18 protein-coding genes are annotated in these 18295 nt (G+C 38.3%); 12 read left to right on the forward strand and 6 right to left on the reverse strand.

What is annotated here, in order from left to right; genetic code table 11:
- The first annotated feature begins 2 nt into the window (after window positions 1-2).
- From uraH to RGQ13_RS01555, 6 genes are all read left to right on the forward strand, one after another.
- Entirely contained in the window at window positions 3-344 is a 342-nt protein-coding gene (uraH, locus tag RGQ13_RS01530; protein ID WP_348391803.1) for a hydroxyisourate hydrolase, read from the forward strand.
- 34 nt (window positions 345-378) lie between these two features.
- Entirely contained in the window at window positions 379-885 is a 507-nt protein-coding gene (locus RGQ13_RS01535; protein WP_348391804.1) for an ureidoglycolate lyase, read from the forward strand.
- A gap of 210 nt (window positions 886-1095) precedes the next feature.
- Window positions 1096-2382 (forward strand): guanine deaminase, encoded by a 1287-nt coding sequence (gene guaD / locus RGQ13_RS01540; protein WP_348391805.1) that lies wholly within the window; start codon window positions 1096-1098, stop codon window positions 2380-2382.
- A 45-nt stretch (window positions 2383-2427) separates the two neighbouring features.
- On the forward strand, window positions 2428-3621 hold the full coding sequence (locus RGQ13_RS01545; RefSeq protein ID WP_348391806.1) for a urate hydroxylase PuuD: 1194 nt from the start codon (window positions 2428-2430) through the stop codon (window positions 3619-3621).
- Window positions 3622-3705: 84 nt separating this feature from the next.
- Window positions 3706-5895, forward strand: coding sequence for a malate synthase G (locus tag RGQ13_RS01550; protein ID WP_348391807.1), 2190 nt, complete (start codon window positions 3706-3708; stop codon window positions 5893-5895).
- 178 nt (window positions 5896-6073) lie between these two features.
- Window positions 6074-6700: a TetR/AcrR family transcriptional regulator gene (locus RGQ13_RS01555; RefSeq protein ID WP_348391808.1), complete on the forward strand. Its 627-nt coding sequence runs from the start codon at window positions 6074-6076 to the stop codon at window positions 6698-6700.
- Window positions 6701-6927: 227 nt separating this feature from the next.
- On the opposite strand, the gene RGQ13_RS01560 is transcribed toward RGQ13_RS01555, so the two are convergent.
- The gene (locus tag RGQ13_RS01560; protein ID WP_348391809.1) at window positions 6928-7509 is read right to left on the reverse strand and encodes a rod shape-determining protein MreB; all 582 of its coding nucleotides are present in this window, start codon (window positions 7507-7509) and stop codon (window positions 6928-6930) included.
- A gap of 70 nt (window positions 7510-7579) precedes the next feature.
- The gene (locus tag RGQ13_RS01565; RefSeq protein WP_348391810.1) at window positions 7580-7834 is read right to left on the reverse strand and encodes a hypothetical protein; all 255 of its coding nucleotides are present in this window, start codon (window positions 7832-7834) and stop codon (window positions 7580-7582) included.
- A 182-nt stretch (window positions 7835-8016) separates the two neighbouring features.
- On the opposite strand from RGQ13_RS01565, the gene RGQ13_RS01570 reads away from it, so the two are divergent.
- Window positions 8017-8445, forward strand: a complete 429-nt coding sequence (locus tag RGQ13_RS01570) for a GNAT family N-acetyltransferase (protein ID WP_348391811.1) — start codon at window positions 8017-8019, stop codon at window positions 8443-8445.
- Window positions 8446-8536: 91 nt separating this feature from the next.
- Window positions 8537-9322, forward strand: coding sequence for a putative signal transducing protein (locus tag RGQ13_RS01575; RefSeq protein WP_348391812.1), 786 nt, complete (start codon window positions 8537-8539; stop codon window positions 9320-9322).
- 397 nt (window positions 9323-9719) lie between these two features.
- Here the strand turns inward: RGQ13_RS01575 and bhcD are convergent, their stop codons facing one another.
- The 3 genes from bhcD to bhcB form a co-directional block, all read right to left on the reverse strand.
- Window positions 9720-10712, reverse strand: coding sequence for an iminosuccinate reductase BhcD (bhcD, locus tag RGQ13_RS01580; RefSeq protein ID WP_348391813.1), 993 nt, complete (start codon window positions 10710-10712; stop codon window positions 9720-9722).
- Between the two features lie 61 nt (window positions 10713-10773).
- Complete coding sequence (gene bhcC, locus RGQ13_RS01585) at window positions 10774-11922, reverse strand: 3-hydroxy-D-aspartate aldolase BhcC (RefSeq protein ID WP_348391814.1); 1149 nt, start codon at window positions 11920-11922, stop codon at window positions 10774-10776.
- Between the two features lie 40 nt (window positions 11923-11962).
- Window positions 11963-12940, reverse strand: a complete 978-nt coding sequence (gene bhcB / locus RGQ13_RS01590; RefSeq protein WP_348391815.1) for a beta-hydroxyaspartate dehydratase BhcB — start codon at window positions 12938-12940, stop codon at window positions 11963-11965.
- A 345-nt stretch (window positions 12941-13285) separates the two neighbouring features.
- On the opposite strand from bhcB, the gene RGQ13_RS01595 reads away from it, so the two are divergent.
- The 4 genes from RGQ13_RS01595 to RGQ13_RS01610 all read left to right on the forward strand — a co-directional run bounded on the left by RGQ13_RS01595 (window position 13286) and on the right by RGQ13_RS01610 (window position 16101).
- The gene (locus tag RGQ13_RS01595; RefSeq protein ID WP_348391816.1) at window positions 13286-14062 is read left to right on the forward strand and encodes an IclR family transcriptional regulator; all 777 of its coding nucleotides are present in this window, start codon (window positions 13286-13288) and stop codon (window positions 14060-14062) included.
- A gap of 120 nt (window positions 14063-14182) precedes the next feature.
- Window positions 14183-14617 (forward strand): GlcG/HbpS family heme-binding protein, encoded by a 435-nt coding sequence (locus RGQ13_RS01600; RefSeq protein WP_348391817.1) that lies wholly within the window; start codon window positions 14183-14185, stop codon window positions 14615-14617.
- 112 nt (window positions 14618-14729) lie between these two features.
- Complete coding sequence (locus tag RGQ13_RS01605; RefSeq protein ID WP_348391818.1) at window positions 14730-15170, forward strand: YtoQ family protein; 441 nt, start codon at window positions 14730-14732, stop codon at window positions 15168-15170.
- Between the two features lie 55 nt (window positions 15171-15225).
- On the forward strand, window positions 15226-16101 hold the full coding sequence (locus tag RGQ13_RS01610; protein ID WP_348391819.1) for an urea transporter: 876 nt from the start codon (window positions 15226-15228) through the stop codon (window positions 16099-16101).
- A 59-nt stretch (window positions 16102-16160) separates the two neighbouring features.
- Here the strand turns inward: RGQ13_RS01610 and RGQ13_RS01615 are convergent, their stop codons facing one another.
- Complete coding sequence (locus RGQ13_RS01615; protein ID WP_348391820.1) at window positions 16161-17771, reverse strand: SulP family inorganic anion transporter; 1611 nt, start codon at window positions 17769-17771, stop codon at window positions 16161-16163.
- Window positions 17772-18295: the final 524 nt, after the last annotated feature.

The raw sequence follows: 18295 nt of genomic DNA on the forward strand, positions 1-18295 counted from the left end.
GAATGAGTCAAATTACTACTCACATACTGGACACGACGCGTGGTTTACCCGCAAAAAATGTTCCTATCACTTTGTTTGCCCAGCAGGGTGATGAATGGCAAAAAATCAATGGTGGCGTTACAAATGATGATGGCCGTTTACCAGGGTTATTAGCTGAGGATAAAAAGTTACCTGCAGGTGTTTATCGCATGCACTTTGCTACTTCTGTTTATTTTAAAGCAAACAGCGAAGAAGGTTTTTACCCATATGTTGATATCGTTTTTGAAATCGACGCGAGTGGTACGCATTATCATATTCCATTGCTATTAACTGCATATGGTTATTCAACTTACCGTGGCAGTTAACCACCTTTTAATGGGAAAGCTAATGGACACTACAATGACTGATAATATCCAAACCATTACACCAAAACCGTTAACTGCAGATGCTTTTAGTATTTTTGGTGATGTAATAGAAGCCAATACAGATGCAAAAAACTTTGCGATTAACGATGGCTTTACCCAGCGTTATCACGATTTAGCTAAGGTTGATGTTAATGATAATAATGGTCATGCCTTGATCAGTATCTTTCGCTCAACCCCATTAGTACAACCAATCGCCATTAAAATGATGGAGCGTCATCCTCATGGCAGCCAAGCATTTATTCCTATGGGGGAGAACCCGTATTTAGTGGTCGCTGCCCCTGCTGGCGAATTTGATGTGAACAACATAGAAGTGTTTATCGCCAAAGCTAGCCAAGGCATAAATTATCACAAAGGTACTTGGCACCATTTTTGTTTAGCTTTGAATAGTGAGAGTGACTTTCTAGTAGTAGATAGAGGCGGCGAGGGTGACAACTGTGACGTGCTTGAATTAGATGGTTCTTTGGTAATAGCACAAAGCTAAGAGCACACATTAAGAACACCAAATAGATGAATAGATTTAACCGATCGAAAAGAAAGCTTGTAACTAGTCAACGTTGCCAAAAAGCAAGAGTAAAAAGACAGCAAGCTCGAAACAAATTAACTTGGTTTACAGCAGTAAACTAAATTAGATACATAAAAATATCGCAACTAAAAATATAAAATAGCCGATATAAAGTAAAAGGTGAAGAACATGTTAAAAGCATATCGTGGCGAATTATTACACTTTTTGGCTGACCCAGCCAAAGTCGCTCTCGAAGACAGCTATCAATACTTAGAAGATGGTTTGTTAATTATTAAAGACGGCTTAGTTGAACAAATTGGTGATGCCTCTGAATTATTGCCAACATTAGCAGAGGGTGTTGAAGTAACTCAATATGAGAATGGCTTAATTATGCCAGGGTTTATCGATACCCATGTGCATTACCCGCAAACTGAAATGATAGCTTCTTATGGCGAGCAATTGCTTGAATGGTTAGAAAATTATACGTTTCCATTTGAACGTAAATTTTCGGATTTAGAACATGGTAAAAAGGTTGCAGAATTCTTTTTAACACAACTGCTTGATGCGGGCACTACAACCGCTTTAGTGTTTGGTACGGTACATAAAGAATCGGTTGAAGCTTTCTTTACTGTTGCTCAGCAGAAAAAACTACGAATGATTTGTGGCAAGGTATTAATGGACCAAAATTGTCCCGATTACTTGTCTGATACTGCACAAACTGGCTATGACGACAGCAAGGCCTTAATAGAAAAATGGCACAAAACTGATCGTTTACAATATGCTATTACTCCACGATTTGCCCCTACATGTTCAAGCGAACAATTAAATAAGGCAGGGCAGTTACTTGCTGAAAACCCAAGCGTTTACTTACATACTCATTTAAGTGAAAACAAAGCTGAAATTGCCTGGGTAAATGAACTTTTTCCAGATAGTGAAGGTTATCTGGATGTGTATGATCAAAGTAAATTACTTGGTCGTCGTAGTGTTTTTGCTCATGGTGTGCATTTGCATGACAGTGAGTGTCAACGGTTAGGTGAGACCGACTCTGCCATTGCTTTTTGTCCAAGCTCTAATTTGTTTTTAGGCAGTGGTTTGTTTAACTTGCAACAGGCACAAAAATTTGACGTTAATGTTGGTTACGGTACTGATATTGGCGCCGGGACAACATTTTCAATGTTGAGTACGCTAAATGAAGGCTATAAAACTCAACAACTTCGCTCAGAAAAACTCAGCCCATTCCAATCGTTTTATTTGGCCACATTAGGAGGCGCCATTGCGTTAGATCTTGAGGGCACTATCGGTAACTTCACTAAAGGTGCAGAAGCAGACTTTATCGTTCTTGACTATCATGCCACGCCGCTGATGGATAGACGTATGCAGCATTGCACCCACTTAGAAGAAAAGCTTTTTATTCTTAGTATGTTGGGTGATGAACGCCATGTTAAAGCAACTCATATCATGGGCGAGCGTGTTTAACTCAGTTAACCCCGCCCACGCAATTATAAGAATTAAGGAATTATTATGGATCCGTATATTAATGAATGGCTAAACTTAGTTATTCGCTTTGCTCATCTTATTACTGGTATCGCCTGGATCGGTGCCTCATTTTACTTTGTTTGGTTAGATAACCAGTTAGAAAATCCTCCGCAATGGAAAACCGATAAAGGCATTGGCGGTGATTTGTGGGCCATCCATGGAGGTGGTTTTTACGAAGTAGCAAAATACAAATTGGCACCAGAGAAAATGCCAACAACGTTGCATTGGTTTAAATGGGAAGCTTATACCACTTGGATCACTGGCTTCTTACTATTGTCATTAATGTTTTATGTTGGCGCTGAATCGTATTTAATCGACAAGCGCGTTGCAGATATAACACAGCTGCAAGCGATTGCTTTAGGCCTAGGTTCTATTGTTGTGGGTGTTGGTAGTTATGAATTCTTAGTTCGTACTAAATTAAAAGACCATGGTTTAATTTTAGGTGTTATTTTAATTATTGTTGCCACTGCTTTGTCTTATGGTTTAACACAAGTATTTAGTGCTCGTGGTGCTTACATGCACATGGGCGCTATCATTGGTACCATTATGGCAGGTAACGTGTTTTTTGGTATTATGCCTTCACAACGTGCGCTAGTTAATGCTGTTAAAGAGGGGACAACTCCTGATGCTAAATTTGGCTTAAATGCTAAGTTACGTTCTACTCATAACACTTACACTACTTTGCCAATCATTTTTATAATGATCTCAAATCATTACCCAATGACTTATAATCACAGTGCTAACTGGTTGGTGTTAATTGCTATTATTTTAATTACCGCTGCGGTTCGTCAGTATTTTGTACTGCGTCATTTTGGTAAACAAAAACCAATGGTTTTAGTTGGTTCAGTTGTCGCTACTATTATTCTTGCTTTTGCCATAGCACCGCGCTCAACAGAGTTAACTGCAGAGCAAAAACAACAGACAGTCGATATTGCCCAAGTGCAAAGCATCATTGATCAACGGTGTGGTAGTTGTCACGCTGATGCGCCAACGGACGATATTTTTAAAATAGCTCCTGCGGGGATTATTTTCTCAGATGAAGCTAGTATTAAACAATGGGCTCCACGTATTAAAGCTCGGGTGATTGACGCTAAAGACATGCCGTTTATGAATAAAACTCAAATGACAGAAGATGAGCGTAATACAGTTGCTATTTGGCTAGCGAGTAATAACAGTTAATTAGCACAATATCTTCACCCAATAAACACAGCAAAATAGTGGCACTATTTTGCTGAACTTGATCAAAGACTTACAGATTAAAATATGAATAAACGAGTAATGAAACACGGCTATAAAGTAGCCGAATCCCTATATAATCTAGTAGAACACGAAGTACTACCGGGCACAGGTATAGATGCTGATGGTTTTTGGCAAGCAATGGCGAATATTTTTGATGAGTTCACCCCAAAAAATCAAAAATTATTAGCAATTCGCGAACAGTTTCAAACACAAATTGACGCTTGGCACTTAGACCCAAATAACCAACCTTTTGAGCAAGAAAAATATCAACATTTTTTAATGGATATTGGTTATATCGTTGCTGAAAAACCAGACTTTTCTATTACTACCAACTACGTTGATGAAGAGGTTGCGACAGTAGCTGGACCACAACTTGTTGTGCCATTAATGAATGCTCGTTTTGCTTTAAATGCCGCTAATGCTCGTTGGGGAAGTATGTACGATGCCCTTTATGGCACAGATGTTATTAGTGATGAAGGTGGCGCAGAAGTTAACAAAACTTATAATCCGGTTCGTGGCGAAAAAGTACAAACCTATGCTCGTCAATTTTTAGACAATGTGATCCCACTTTCTGGAGGTAGTTACAAAGATGCCGTTAGTTATCAGGTTGCCAAAGGTAAGTTAATAGTCACTACTAAACTCGGCGAACAGTTAGGTTTAGTTGATGAAAACAAATTTGTCGCTTTTAATGGTGCAGAGCAAAATCCAAGTGCAATTTTATTCAAAAATAACGGTTTGCATATCGAAATTAAAATCGATCCAAGTACACCTGTTGCTAAAACTGATCCCGCATCGGTTGCTGACATCATTCTTGAATCAGCACTGAGTACCATTCAAGATTGTGAAGATTCAATTGCTGCAGTAGATGCGGAAGATAAAACGGCGGTGTATCGAAACTGGTTAGGGTTAATGAAAGGTGACTTAAAGGAAACCTTGAAAAAGAATGATGTCACTATCACTCGCCAGCTTAACGGCGATAGAGTATACACTGCTGCTGATAATCAAGAACTAACTCTGCCAGGTCGAAGTTTGTTATTTGTTCGCAATGTTGGCCATCTTATGACTAATGATGCTGTGCTAACCAATGATAACAAAGAAGTACCTGAAGGTATTTTAGATGGTTTGATCACTACCTTAATTTCATTGCATGACTTGAAAGGTAATTCTCCTTATAAGAATTCACGCCAAGGTAGTATTTACATAGTAAAACCGAAAATGCATGGCCCAGATGAAGTAGCCTTTAGTAATGAGTTATTCACCCGCATAGAGTCTTGTTTAGGGCTGGCAACTAATACCATTAAAATGGGTATTATGGATGAAGAACGCCGCACATCGGTAAATTTAAAAGAATGTATACGCGCTGCTAGAAATCGTCTGGCATTCATCAATACCGGGTTTTTAGACCGAACCGGTGATGAAATTCATACCAGTATGCAAGCAGGCGCTATGGCTCGAAAAGAGCTGATGAAAAATGAGAAATGGATCAGTGCCTATGAAAACCGCAATGTGCGAATTGGTTTGCAAGCTGGCCTTAAAGGTAAAGCACAAATAGGCAAGGGCATGTGGGCAATTCCTGATGAAATGTCAGCGATGGTTGATACTAAAGTTGCTCACCCCAAATCCGGTGCAAATTGTGCGTGGGTACCTTCACCAACAGCGGCTACCTTACATGTTATGCACTATCATCAAGTCAATGTCAGTGCTATCCAAGAAAATATGCTTAAGCAATTTGTCGCTAATGGTGACAATGATGATTTAACTGACTTATTAACCATTCCGTTGTTGAAAAATCAACATGAGCTGAGCAAGCAAGATATTCAAAATGAATTGGACAACAATGTTCAAGGGCTTTTGGGATATGTTGTGCGCTGGATCGACCAAGGCACAGGTTGTTCAAAAGTACCTGATATTAACAATGTTGGCCGTATGGAAGACAGAGCTACACTACGAATTTCAAGCCAGCACATTTGCAATTGGTTACATCATGGCATTTTAACCAAAGAGCAAGTGTTAGAATCGCTACAGCGGATGGCACAAGTGGTTGATCTACAAAACATAACTGATGCTAGTTATTTACCAATGGCCCCTGATTTTGACAATAACATTGCATTCAAAGCAGCTGTTGATTTAATTTTCAAAGGCAAAGAGCAACCAAGTGGTTATACAGAACCATTATTGCATCAGCGCCGCATTGAATTAAAAGCGGTAAATTAAAATGAAAGTAAGCTTTTTCTGGCTCGAAACATTACTAATTAATGGACTTGATATGAAGTAACTTTTATTATCTAATAATTGAAAAATCAGTGGCTTGGTCTCAAAGCACCTACACCACTGATTTTTACTATTAGTCTTGGCATTAAGCTTAGGTTAGCTATTTTCAATAGGAGTTTTTGTGGCAAAAGCTAAAGCCTCAGAAGGCAATGTTAGACAAAAAAATAAATCGTTAATCTTTAATGCAGCCAAAAAAGAGTTTGTTACCTACGGCTTTAAAGGTGCATCAATTAAGCGTATTGCCGAACGGGCGAATATTGCTCGTGCGAATATCCATTATTATTTTCAAGACAAAACCGATCTCTATCAGCAACTGCTGAGCAATATCATTGAAGTGTGGAATAGAGACTACGATACTTTAAATGCTGATCAAGAACCAAAAGCTGCTCTAAGTTCCTATATTAGAGCAAAAGTAATGCATTCAAAGAATGATCCCGACTCATCGAGAATCTTCGCCAGCGAGCTAATTCATGGCGCACCGGTATTGGAAGAATATCTCAATACCGACTTTAGAGAGTGGCTACAAAGTAAAGTTGCTGTTATTGAAGCTTGGATTGAGCAAGGACAAATTGATCAACTAAATCCACATCATCTATTATTTTTAATTTGGAGTTCGACCCAACATTACGCCGACTTTAATGTGCAAGTTGTCGCAGCTTTAAACAAAGAAGAAATGAACGATGAAGATTTTGAAGAAGTTGTAAGCTCATTAACGCAAATTATTCTAAAGGGTTGTGGCATCAACTAAATGTAACACTTTAAAATCACTGTGTTTTTTTTCCGATTTTTAAGGGCACTTTGCCGCCGTACGATAGTATAAAAAATACTCCGTCATCCCGTTATGCTTTTGAACGGGATCTCCTCCCGCGTATTGTGTATCGAGAAACTAGATTTTTTGGGATTGAATTTAATCTTTCAATTGATCAGCTTGTGCCAACAGCCGAAGTACCGGGGTAACGTACTCTCTGAGGAGTGTTATGAAATATAGAAAAAATAAGCGAACATTAATAAGGGAAATATTAATATAGAATAATGTACATTATTCGTTTCCTGGGGGGATTCATCGCCTTCTTCAAGTCTGACTAATTCTTGAAAATTTACATTTTCAATATCTAACTTATCACCAGTAAAGATAACAACATCTCGTGCACCTGCACCAAGCGCTAACTCTTTAAAAGCCCGAATCTCAATCTGACTTAAGCCACCATCAAGCTTTTCCATCGGATGCATTATGATTAAAGGTGATGCAGTTAAAAAATGCTTACCCAAAATCTTATAAACAGCATGCTGAAGCAGCTTTTCAGCTACAAAAAAATTACTTAATAGAAATCTTGGATGAGAAAAAGGGTTGATTGATTCTTCGTTGAAAGAAGTAGGATACTCAGCCTTGCTACCAAATTCCTCTATAATTTTTTCACCTTTTTCTGTTTTCTTTAATAGAACAAATGGCTTCTCATCAAAAGTGATTTTTGTTTTAGTGTCTACTACTCTAATTCTATTTTCCCAAACTTGAACGTAAATAGTATGGCTAAATTTATTTAAAAGGCTTCGGAGCATTTTTTATTCTTATTAAGTATATATACAAAGGATAATGGTGAATTATCACTCTTAAGATACAGCAGGTTTATTAATTTCTACCATCAATTTCAGGGTTACCCATAAGCTTCCCTAAAAACGCGGATAACCCGATTGTTTTTCTAATTCGTTCAGCCCAAGCGGCACCCGTAACAAACCCTAAGCCTAAACAAATAGGCAATGCTATTGAATCTAAGCTACCTAAATATAAACTTAAAAAGAAACCGACAATACCACCAACAAGAGCTGGAGACACTGCAATAGATAGCCACAATAAAGTTTGAACTAAAATAGCTGTAAATTTCATCTGATTCTCTCTTTATGCAATTACGAAACTGTTTGGTTATAGCACAATATGGCTCGTGAAAAACTTAATAATTTGTACATCAACAATACATGATGTTATTGTTTAAACACAAGTTTTTCGTAATCACAAGCTATTTTTAGATCGTTCACCAGACCTTAGTCTTAATAATTAGAGAAGATACAATGGACGTACAACTATTAAAATCTGAAACAGAATTACCTTTAATTGCAAAGGTTCTTTTACAATTGAGACCTCAATTCACAATATCATCATTAATAGAGCAAATTAAGAAACAACAAAAAATGGGCTATCAGATAGCTTACGTTACCTCAGGAGAAAATATCCTATGTGTAGCTGGGTTTGTCATAAGTGAAAAAATTGCGTGGGGTAAGCACATTTATGTTGATGATTTGGTAACGGATGAAAAATACCGCTCGACTGGTGCGGGCTCATTGCTAATTAATTGGCTTAAAGCTTATTCCTTAGAGAACGGTTGTAAACAATTACATTTAGACTCAGGAGTTCAAAGATTTCCAGCGCATAGGTTCTACCTGAGGGAGAAGTTTGAAATAGCTAGTCATCACTTTTCAATTACTGATATTGAACAGTAATAGACGATAAAAGCGATTTATAGTCCGTTGAAAACCTTTCTTATTCACTATTCAACGAGCAGCTGACAATAAAAATTAGGGACAATATTTTATGATTTGCATCTACGAAGCTTCGAGTGCTGTTGAAGCTCACATGATTAGTAATTTACTTGAACAATCGAATATTGAAGCACAAATTCACGGTGAGCACCTTCAAGGTGGCGTAGGAGAATTACAAGCTGTTGGTATTGTGCGGGTAATGGTTAATGATGAAGATGTATCTAAAGCAAAAGAAATTGTAATCGAATGGGATAGAAAGCAACCTGAATCAGATACAGAAGTGCCTGTGTTAGCAAAAACCTCTAATGGTTTGGGTAAGTTGTTTTTAGGTTTTATTGTTGGTGCTATATCGGTAGGTCTCTACTACAACACGCCTGTTAGTTATGACGGCATAGATTTCAACAATGATGGTACTCTTGATGAAAGATGGACATATAGGAACTATCGTTTAGTAAAGACCGAAATTGACCGTAATTTAGATGGCAAGATTGATACTATTCATAATTTCAATAGTAAGGGTTGGGTTAAAAAGACTGTCACGGATGAAGATTTTAATGGTTCTTTTGAAACCAAACTATCATTCGTTAAAGGCAATGTTTCACTACAGGAAACAGATATAGATGAGGACGGGTTTAATGAGTATCGGATTGAGTTTAAAGACGGAGTTTTATCTAAAGCAAAGTTCCTAAACCCTGCCACCAAAAGTGTTGTTAAAATTCAATATTTCAAACTCGGAAAGCTAGTGAGTGCTGAATACGATTCAAACAAGGACAGTATCATTGATACAGAAATTAAGTACGATGAATATGAAGAAATAGTTAGCTCTACTTCTAAATAGGGTAAGGCAACAGTTTGCACGGTTGCGATATTTGGCGTAAGTTATTGAAAATGAACGGCTCCGATGAGCGAATTGCAGTCCTACCCAATTTAAGAAAATACACACCGTCATCCTGTGCGAGCCAAAGCGAGACACGGGACCTTCTGACGCAAGCTGTGATTCGAAAAATTAATAATATCAACCTCTTGTAAGCACACTGTTACTGGAGGAGGTCCCCGATGTCGCTTGAGCTCCTCGAGGATGACGTTGTACTTTCTCTACTTCCGCTTTTGGCACAAATCAGTCCCATAGTAGATTCTAAATAAGTTCAGAATGTGGATTTTGTAGAAGATGTTATATTAGGTGGGTTCGTTAAGAGAAAGCTTATCGTTAATACCTTCCCTTAACTAGTTCTTGACTAAAAATTGATATAGCTTGCTTGGCCTTTAGCTTCTGCTAAATCTGCTGCAGCAGATGCAACAGCTAAATCTTGTAAACCAACGCCAGTTCCGTCAAATAGCGTAATTTCATCTGCAGAGCTACGTCCTGGTTTTGTGCCATTGATCACCTCACCAATAGGAGTAATGTCAGCTTCTTTTATTAACCCTTGAATAACAGCGTGTTGTGCTTCACCAATGGTAATTGATTGCGCTAGCTCATCAGTGAAAACAGTTGCTTTTTTCAATAAGTTCGCATCTACTTCTTGTTTACCCTTAGTGTCTGTACCCATACACGCAATGTGAGTACCAGGTTTTATCCAGTCAACGTTTAGTAATGGTTCAAAGGCTGAAGTGATGGTAATAATTACATCTGCTTGAGCACCTAATTCTTCTCGAGTTACTGACTCAAAAGGTAATGATAATTCAGCACAAATATCAGCTAAGTTATCAAGTTTGTCGGGGTCGATGTTCCAAGCAACTATCTTTTCAAAGTTACGTTGCTCAACAGCCGCTCTTAATTGGAATGTTGATTGATGGCCTGCGCCGACCATACCCAATACTTTTGCATCTTTTCGGGCTAAATGGGCAATAGATACCGCAGAAGAGGCTGCAGTTCTCACCGCAGTTAAATAGTTACCACCAACAAGAGATTTTAATTTTCCGGTATCGGGATCAAATAAAATAACCGTTGATTGGTGATTGGTTAGGTCTTTTTTAACATTACCTGGCCAATAGCCACCTGATTTTAAGCCTAATACCATGCCGTCACGATCAAAGCCCGATTTAAACCCATAAAGGGCATCTTCATGGCCAATGGCTTCACGGATCACAGGGAAGTTATAGGCAGTATTTTTTGCCATCGCAGCAAATACATTTTCGACGGCAGTAAAGGATTCACTTCGTCCCATTATTTGTTGGCATACTTCTTCAGATACTACGGTAACGCCTTTGTTTATATTGTTAACACTCATATTTTGTTCCTAAGGTGGAGATAAGCCCCTCAGTGAATACTAAGGGGAGGAAGAATAGTGATTAGTAAGCTTTACCACGAGCCGATACTGGCCATAGCTTTTCAACTTTACCGTTACGAACACCAACATAGTAATCATGTACGTTACATGTAGGATCGCAATGCCCTGGCACTAATTTTAATTTTTCATTAACTTTTAGTGCACCAGATGGATCAGAAATTACACCATGTTCATCAGAACATTTAACGTATTCAACATCATCACGGCCGAAAATGTATGGTAATCCACTATCTACAGATTGCGCTTTTAGGCCCGCATCACATATAGCTTTATCAGCCTTTGAATGGCTCATTACCGACGTTAAAATGAATAAAGAATTTTCAAATTCTGAAATTCTCTCGCCGTTCTCATCATGAATACGTTGGTAATCAGCATCCATAAATGCATAAGAGCCACATTGCAATTCATTGAAAACACCAGAATTACCTTCAAAGTAGTATGAACCTGTACCACCACCACCAACGATGTCACACTCAAGACCTTCAGTTTTTAGCATGTCGATTGTGCGAGCAACCATACCAATAGCAATATCTATTTTTTCTTTACGCTCTTGGTAGTTTTCCATGTGCTGCATTGCACCTTGGTAAGCTTGAATACCCGCAAATTTTAAACCTGGAGTTGCCGCAATTGCTTTAGCAATGTCTACAACCGGTTGACCTTCGCTAACACCACAACGACCAGCACCACAGTCAATTTCAACTAAACACTCAATTTCAGTACCGTGCTTTTTAACTGCGGCTGCTAATTCAGCAACGTTATCTATGTCATCAACACAACAAAGTGTACGAGCGCCTAATTTAGGCATACGCGCTAAGCGATCAATTTTTGCTGGATCACGCACTTGGTTAGACACTAAAACATCTTTAATACCACCACGTGCAAATACTTCAGCTTCTGAAACCTTTTGACAACATACACCGCAACTGTCACCCAACTGTTCTTGTAACAACGCTATATCAACAGATTTGTGCATTTTTCCATGTACACGATGACGAACGCCCATGTCTTTAGCGTATTGTCCCATGGTCTTTATATTGCGCTCTAGAGCGTCGAGATCTACCACTAAACATGGGGTTTGAATATCGGCTTCATCCATACCTGGTACTGCAGGCACGTCAAAACCCACTTCTAAATTACTTCCTCTAGCCATTTTATTCTCCAAATTTTAAATTTAAGTTTTAGTATTCGTTTTATTTGTTCATCCATGGAAGTTTGTCTAAATCAACATTACCTCCAGTAATAATTACCCCGATACGTTTACCTTTAAATACCTCAGGGTTTTTTAATATGATTGCCAAAGTGACTGCACTGCTTGGCTCTATTACTAACTTCATGCGCAACCAAATAAGTTTCATCGCCGCCACGATCTCTTCCTCTGTGGCAGTTAAAATATCGGTCACATGGTTTTTAACAAAATGCCAAGTAAGATCTTTTAATGGTACTTTTAGCCCATCAGCAATTGTGTTTGGTGCATCATCGGCAATAATATGCCCTGCCTTAAATGAGCGAGCTGCATCATCGGCATTAACAGGCTCAGCAGCATATATATTTATATTTGGTGCAATGGTCGATAGCGTTAAACATGTACCAGATATCATGCCACCGCCACCAATAGGTGCTACTACGGTATCTAAATTTGGTACTTGCTTAACCAGTTCTTTTGAACAGGTAGCTTGGCCTGCAATAACACGTGGATCATTATAAGGGTGTACAAAATCTGCCCCTGATTCAGCTACTACATCGGCAAAAACGGCTTCTCTTGAACTCGTAGAAGGTTCACATTCAACAATGCTACCGCCATAACCAATTACGGCATCTTTTTTCGCTTGTGGAGCCGTTCGTGGCATCACCACTGTTACTGGAATACCACGCTGTCCTGCCGCATACGACAACGATAAGGCGTGATTACCTGAAGAATGAGTAGCTACGCCAATTTTCGCTTCTTCATCGGTTAATCCAAACACGGCATTACAAGCGCCTCGTACTTTAAATGCTGCAGCTTTTTGCAAGTTTTCACATTTAAAAAATAATTCTGCCCCTGTTAATTCATTTAAAAAACGAGAAGTTAACACTGGTGTCTCATGAATATAGGGTTGGATGCGTTCATGGGCTACTAGCACATCATCATAAGTTGGTATGTACATAGTCGATTTGGTTGAACTGCTCATATTATCCTCTCAATATTGATCAAGGTACTGGCTTATCATGGTCAGTAGTTTTCCTTGACGATATGCTTACTATTAATTTGTTTTAAATTTCAAAATCAATTTCACCTTATGAAATGTTGCAGTGTTACTCAAACGAAGTGGATTCCACATTGTGAAATTAATGTCAGGTGATATTGCATGGATATTAAGGAAGTCATTGGATTAAAAGAGGTTTATTTGGTTTTTAACGATTCACAATATAAAATTTCACAATGTGAAATTAATAAACATCTTCCATCATATGGTTTTTTTGTGCTTTTAGATTTATATTCGAACTAAGCGCAGTCTCAACGAGTAGCAAAAAATATGAAAAAAGCCAAACCAGAATCTAGAATTCAAGTGATCGACAGAGCAGCAATGTTACTTGATGCTATATCACGCTATTCAATGCCGGTAACGCTAAAAGCGCTTAGTGCGGACACCAATTTGGCGCCTTCTACAGCATTTCGTATTTTGCATTCGTTAATTGATAACCGCTTTGTCGATAGAGATGACACAGGAAAATATCAGTTAAGTGGTCGCTTAATACGATTAAGTAATTCGCAATATATTAATATCGATTTTCGTAAAGTAGCTAAACCTTATATGGAAAAGCTACGTGATAAATTTGGTGAAACCATTAATCTCACTACTCGTGAGGGTGACGTGGTTATTTACGTAGAAAAAGCGATCCCCAATCGAATGATGCACGTTCAACAAATTATTGGTAGTCGAGCTCCTTTACATGTAACCGGAGTGGGTAAAATGATGTTGGGTATGGAAGGTAAAGATGGCATTCACGGCTATGCTCAACGTACTAATTTACCTGGTTATACGCGCAAAACGTTTTCAACAATAGACACCTTAGAGCATGAATGTATGAAATGTGTTGAACAAGGCTTTGCTTATGACAATGAGGAAGCTGAAATAGGGGTGGGCTGTATTGGTGTACTTTTGTATGACCGATACGGCGAAGTCGTTGCAGGATTATCTGTTTCTGCTCCAATTGAGCGACGCAAAGAAGAATGGATTAATGACCTAGTTGCAGCTGGAAGGTCACTATCAGCTGAACTTGGTTATGTAGAAAATCAAGTTTCAAATTAAATAACGTGCTCGTTATTTAAGATCATACAAGTAAATAATCAGACGTCTCTCCTTAAATTAACCGTCATTATGTTTAGTCTTGTTTGATCCGCAAGTTTTAAAAACTAAAGAGTGTAAATTATGTTAACAATAGATAGATTAAATCAATCGGAAGCAAAATTAATTATTGACGGAGCGGTACAAAAAGCAAGTGACCTGGGTGTACCTATGTGTATATCTGTGGTCGATGAATCAGGTAGCTTAATTGCTTTTGAACGCATGGATGGCGGAAAAATTCACAGTATCACCATTTCTCAGGATAAGGCTTTTACAGCTGCATCTGCACGCAAGGGCACACATGAATTTAATCAGGCCTGTATTCCGGGGCATGAAAATAATTTATTTGGTATTCATACGGCCTTAGGTGGGCGTATGTGTATCGTCGGTGGTGGCTTGCCAATTCTGTCTAACGGCAAAGTTGTTGGAGGTATAGGGGTGAGCTCAGGATCTCCAGAGCAGGATTTAGGTTGCGCTCAAGCCGGGGTTGATGCTTTTAGCCATCTCCTTGCAAGTTAATTGTAACAAAAACTAATCAAATTTAACGTACAGTCGCAATACTAATCTTGATTAGTGCTGTGTTTGTCGTTGTCATTTTCAATCTATAAAAACAGCAATACAGGACGCAATTATGGAATTAAATGTATATCTCTCAGGTGAAATTCATACTGATTGGCGAGAGCAAATTATTAAAGGCTGTCAAAGCTATGACTTAAATATTGTGTTTTGTTCAGCCAATACAGATCATGACACAAGTGATAGTGCCGGCGATATTCTTGGTGCTGAACAACAATCATTTTGGCGAGATCATAAATCAGCAAAAGTTAATGCTATCAGAACGAAAACATTAATTGAACGATGTGATATTGCCATCATTCGCTTTGGTGACAAGTACAAGCAATGGAATGCGGCATTTGATGCAGGCTATTGTGCAGCTCTTAGTAAGCCTTACATCACACTTCATCGTGAAGACATAGTTCATCCGCTTAAAGAGGTCGATGCAGCGGCTCACGCATGGGCTACAACACCTATGCAAGTAGTGGAAACTTTAAAATATCTAGCAAGTAAATAGTTAACTATTTACTAAGCTTAAGTTGAGTGCCAATTTATGATCACAGTAAGACTAAATGAGACTTCCTGTTAATCATTTTATCAACAGTTTCCTGCGCAGCTTTTCTCAAATTATGCTGCAAGGAAACTCTGTCACTGGCTTTTTATTCATTGTTGGCATTGGTCTAAACTCTCCAATAATGCTTCTTGGGGCAAGTATTGCAATATTGTCGAGCTTAATGATCGCTAAGCTTTTTAAATATGACTTGAACTCGACTCAAAGTGGTCTTTATGGCTTTAACTCTGCACTTGTTGGCATAGCTGTCTTTTTCATTTTACCTGCCAATGGGTTTTCATTCGTATTAATCCTCTTTATAAGTGCATTTTGCACTGTAGTTATGCACTTTATGTTGCATCGACTATCAGGTCTTCCTGCCTTTACTACGCCATTTATTGTGTCTACATGGTTGCTATTTATTTTTATTGATACTGTTGCAATCGATACCGTAGCTAATCCATTTGCAGAACAAATTAGCGGTGATTTTTACGTTGTTATGCGTGGAGTTGGGCAAGTGATGTTGCAAAATAATTGGCTATCTGGAGTCGTTTTTGTTGTTGGTATACTCGCTCATTCACACAAAAGCGCATTTTGGGCCATCATTGGTTCTGTAGGGGGAATGATTATTGCTCGTGCTTTTAACTTTTCAGAAGATGTGGTGTTTATCGGGCTCTATGGATTTAACGCTAGCCTGGTAGCAATCGCCTTAGCAGAACGATACGCTAAAAAGCAATGGTTGATATTCCTTGGCATGGCATTATCGGTTGTGATCACTAGAGCGTTCGAGCAGTTACCTATACCAGCATTAACCGCTCCTTTTGTTTTAGCTAGCTGGATAATTATTGGCTTAGTGAAAATAAATTCTAAAAGGGTATCTAACGAATCACAAATATGAACTTACTTGCCACTCAACGAAAATTAATTATCGTTGGTGCCAAGTAAGTTAAAAACGGGTTATTTTGCAAGCTTTTGCTTTAAGTAATTAAGTGCATCTAACCTTGAATCAAAAATATGTTCTGCTGAGATTTTGTCGATCAATTTTAATTTTTCAAAATCATCACGTACTCTATCACAGACACTCGATAACAATATTTCGCGTCCCTGATTTTGATAACTAACAATAATCTCTTCTATGGCAATGGTACTTGTAATACCAACAAAGCGAGCATCAGTTAAATCTATCAATAAAGCTTTATTTTGATCCGACTGTGAAACACTCTGCTTCAATCCTCTTGCAACACCAAAACCAATTGGACCTGAAATATTGAGCAAAATTACACTATCATCCATCGATTCTAATAACTGTTTTTCAGCGGCCGACAGATGCTCAGCATCTTTAGCCGTGAATAGATTAATATTGTCTAATTGAATTTCTGATAAACGGCGAATTGTCACTAAGTTGGCGATGAAAGTTCCTATCAATACCGCGGTTACTAGATCAAAAGCCACCGACATAATCATGGTTGATATCATTAAACCAACACTAAATAATGGTACTTGATGGCTGCGTTTAAGGAAGTTCCAATCAATGATACTAATACCAACATGAATTAATATAGCAGCTAGTACTGCCACCGGAATATAGGTAGTGTACTCTCCGGCCCATAGCACTATAGCCAAGATGAAAAGCGCATGAAACATGCCTGACAAAGGTGTTGTACCACCAGCTCTTAAGTTAGTTACGGTACGCATGGTTGCACCACCACCTGGCAATGCACCGAAAAAACCAGCGATAATATTACCAATGCCTTGGCCTACAAGTTCTTGATCTGAGTCATGCAATTCATTACTGATACTATCAACTGTTAGTGAGGTCATTAATGAGTCTAATGTACTTAATGTAGCAATTAATAACGCAGATTTAATCAGTTCTCCGGCTAAGTCACTTTCCCATACCGGCATATTAAATGAAGGAAGCTCACTGGCAATGGCATCAACAACGGGTATATTAACGCCGGCGAAAATATAAAATATAGTTGCGCCAATCACTGCGATGATACTAGCGGGTACCACCCGGCTATATTTTTGCGGCCATAAAAAAAGCATCAATAAACATGCAAAACCAAGTAGCGTGTTAGTGCTGGTTAATGTAGTGAATGACACTTGCAGTTCAGGCAAAGTGTGGCCAAATAAAGGTTCAATTTGTGAGAGGATGATCAACACCCCAATACCCGAAGTAAAGCCAGATATAACAGGGTAAGGAACTAGGGTAAAATATTTACCTAACTTAAAAAAGCCAAAGAGCATTTGGAATAGGCCAGCCAAACTAACCACTGTAAATGCTAAGGCAATGCCGTTTTCAGGTGACTGAGCAACGAAGCTAGTTAATATTGCTACCATTGCTACAGTCAACCCTGTATTTGGCCCAGATATTTGCTGATTAGTGCCACCAAATAGTGAGGCAAACAAACCAGTAATAATGGCACAATAAATACCTGCACTGGCACCAGCACCAGATGTAACCCCAAATGCCAAGGCAAACGGTAATGCGACTATTGTTGATGTCAGTGCACCAAAAATATCGCCCTTAATGGTATGTCGATTAAAGTGTGATAAAGAAAGCATAGCTACCCAATTTTAAAAATATTGCTAGTCGCATTATTTAAATAGTAAATGCCACTAGAAAAACTCTTGTTAAATGACTGATCCCAAACGTAAGTGTGGAACGAAATATAACCAGAGGTGATGTATTTCAATATAAACCAGACACCTGAGTCGTTGACAGATTTTTCAGATTTAAAAACAAAGAAATTATGAAGAGCATCAAATAAGTTGATACTTAATTGATGTATTAATTATAATAAAAATAACGGTTAATAACTAGCCACATAGTTCTATGAAAAAGCTGGCAAGTAAAATTTGTGGACTATTCCCCCCGATTTTTCACTGATAAATTAGCATAACAAATGTGCTTAAAACATCACAAAAAACGGCACTTTTATTTTACCCAAAAGTATTGGACGATACATTTCAAAATCTAAATAGGTCCTGCTGTTCTGGGCCTTGCAGCGATTTATATTAGTTTAATATTTTAATAGCAAAAGTATTTTAGTATGTGAAATTTTATGTGTGTCATTAATCATTGCTCT

The organism is Thalassotalea psychrophila (assembly GCF_031583595.1).
Classification (GTDB): domain Bacteria; phylum Pseudomonadota; class Gammaproteobacteria; order Enterobacterales; family Alteromonadaceae; genus Thalassotalea_A; species Thalassotalea_A psychrophila.